A 1979-nucleotide genomic window follows, 5' to 3' on the forward strand; every position below is an offset into this window, starting at 1 on the left:
CGGCCGCGTCCCCGCGCTCGCCCCGGTCACCTGGACGGCCGACGGCTGGCCGAAACTCCAGACGGTCAACGGCCGCTGGGGCACGACCTACCCGAAACCGAACCTGCCGCCACCACCGCGTCAGGTCGAGCCGATGACCGGCACCGACACCTTCCCCGGCCCGGCGCTGAGCCCGCAGTGGGAGTGGAACCACAACCCCGACACGACCAAGTTCTCCGTCGGGAACGGGCTCAAGCTGTCGACGGCGACGGTCACCAACGACCTGTACTCCGCCCGCAACACCGTCACCCGCCGGATCCAGGGGCCCAGCTCCACCGGCACCGCCACGCTCGACCTGACGTCGATGCGCGACGGCGACCGGACCGGGCTGGCGATGCTGCGCGACTCCTCGGCGTACATCGGGGTCAAACGGGACGGCGGCCGCAACCGGGTGGTCATGGTCAACGGCCTGACCATGGACGGCAGCTGGAACACGACCGGCACCGGGACGGAGGTGGCCAGCGCCGCCTTGTCCGGCAGCAGGATCTGGCTGCGCGCCACCGCCGACATCCGTCCCGGCACCGGACGCCAGGCCCGGTTCTCCTACAGCACCGACGGCGTGAACTTCACGCCGCTGGGCACGGCGTTCACCCTGAACAACGCCTGGCAGTTCTTCATGGGTTACCGGTTCGCCGTCTTCAACCACGCCACCCAGGCGCTCGGCGGCTCGGTCACCCTCCAGCGATTCGACCTGACAACGCCATAACCGGGGACCTTCGCCGGGCCCGGCTGCTCGCCGGGCCCGGTGAACCGGACACCCGGCCGGGCCGTGCTCCACTACAGGAAGTGGATCAACGGCTACGGAGGTCACCCGCCATGCGCTCGCGACACAGGAAGATCAGCCGAGGCAAGATCCTGGCCGCGGCGGCCGCCGTCCTGGCCGCCGGCACCGCGGCCATCGCCCTCCCCCAGGCGAACGCCGCGGGCAACGCCGGCACCGAGGCCGGTTCGGCTGCCTCGGCGCAGGCCATCACCGGTACGGCGTGGGCGGTCGACGCGGGGACCGGCGAAACGGTCGTCACCGCCGACAGCACGGTCCAGGGCGCCAAGTGGGACAGCCTGGTGGCGGCGACCCGCGGCAAAGCGGTGCGCATCGAGCGGACGCCCGGCGTGCTCAGCCTGTTCGCCGAGGGCGGCGACGCGATCTTCGCCGGCGGCGCGCGCTGCTCGCTCGGCTTCAACGTGACGACGAACAGCGGCCCCGGCATCCTCACGGCCGGCCACTGCGCCGCCGCCGGCCGCCAGTGGTCGCTGAGCCAGGGCGGGCGGCCGGTGGCCACCCTCAAGCAGTCGACGTTCCCGGGCAACGGCGACTTCGCCCTGCTGGCCTACGACAACGCCGCGACCAACGCCCCCAGCACCGTCGACACCGGCGGCGGCCGGACGGTGGCGATCGCCCGCGCGGCCGCGGCCCAGGTCAACCAGCAGGTCTCCCGGATGGGCAGCACCACGGGCCTGCACAGCGGCCGGGTGACGGCCTTGAACGCCACGGTCAACTACCCCGAGGGCCGCGTCACCGGCCTGATCCAGACGACGGTGTGCGCGGAGCCGGGCGACAGCGGCGGGTCCCTGTTCTCCGGCGACGGCAGCGCGATCGGCATCACCTCGGGCGGCAGCGGCAACTGCCGCGTGGGCGGCGTGACGTTCTTCCAGCCGGTGACCACGGCGCTGGCCGCGGTCGGCGCCCGCATCGGCGGCTGACCCCGGGCATCCCGCCTCAGCATTCACGACGGGCTCTGCTGGAACACTCCGGCCGCGAAGGCGAGCAGGTGCGGGAGGGTCGCCCGGGCCGTGCGCCAGGTGTGGCCGAAGCCGTCCACGGTGTGCACCGCCGCCTGCTGACCCCGTGACCGGAACGCCTCGCCGATCCGGCGTGCGTCGGCGACGTCGCCGGGCGCTCCCGTGCCCGCCGCGAGGAAGGCCGCCGATGCGCTGTGGCA

Annotated in this window: 2 protein-coding genes and 1 pseudogene; 2 read left to right on the plus strand and 1 reads right to left on the minus strand. The window is 73.3% G+C overall.

The window, feature by feature from the left end:
- A partial coding sequence (locus tag CCN39_RS46210; RefSeq protein WP_491844441.1) for a beta-xylosidase family glycoside hydrolase occupies positions 1 to 745 on the plus strand: 745 nt, incomplete at its 5' end.
- A 110-nt stretch (positions 746 to 855) separates the two neighbouring features.
- Positions 856 to 1740: a S1 family peptidase gene (locus CCN39_RS46215; protein ID WP_086853352.1), complete on the plus strand. Its 885-nt coding sequence runs from the start codon at positions 856 to 858 to the stop codon at positions 1738 to 1740.
- Between the two features lie 23 nt (positions 1741 to 1763).
- Here the strand turns inward: CCN39_RS46215 and CCN39_RS46220 are convergent.
- A pseudogene (locus CCN39_RS46220) lies at positions 1764 to 1979 on the minus strand (esterase); the annotation flags it as partial.

The organism is Amycolatopsis kentuckyensis (assembly GCF_002155975.1).
Taxonomy (GTDB): Bacteria; Actinomycetota; Actinomycetes; order Mycobacteriales; family Pseudonocardiaceae; genus Amycolatopsis; species Amycolatopsis kentuckyensis.

Bases quoted from the DNA above. Each gene is read 5' to 3' on its own strand.
- CCN39_RS46215 (WP_086853352.1), top strand. From the start codon at position 856: ATGCGCTCGCGACACAGGAAGATCAGCCGAGGCAAGATCCTGGCCGCG.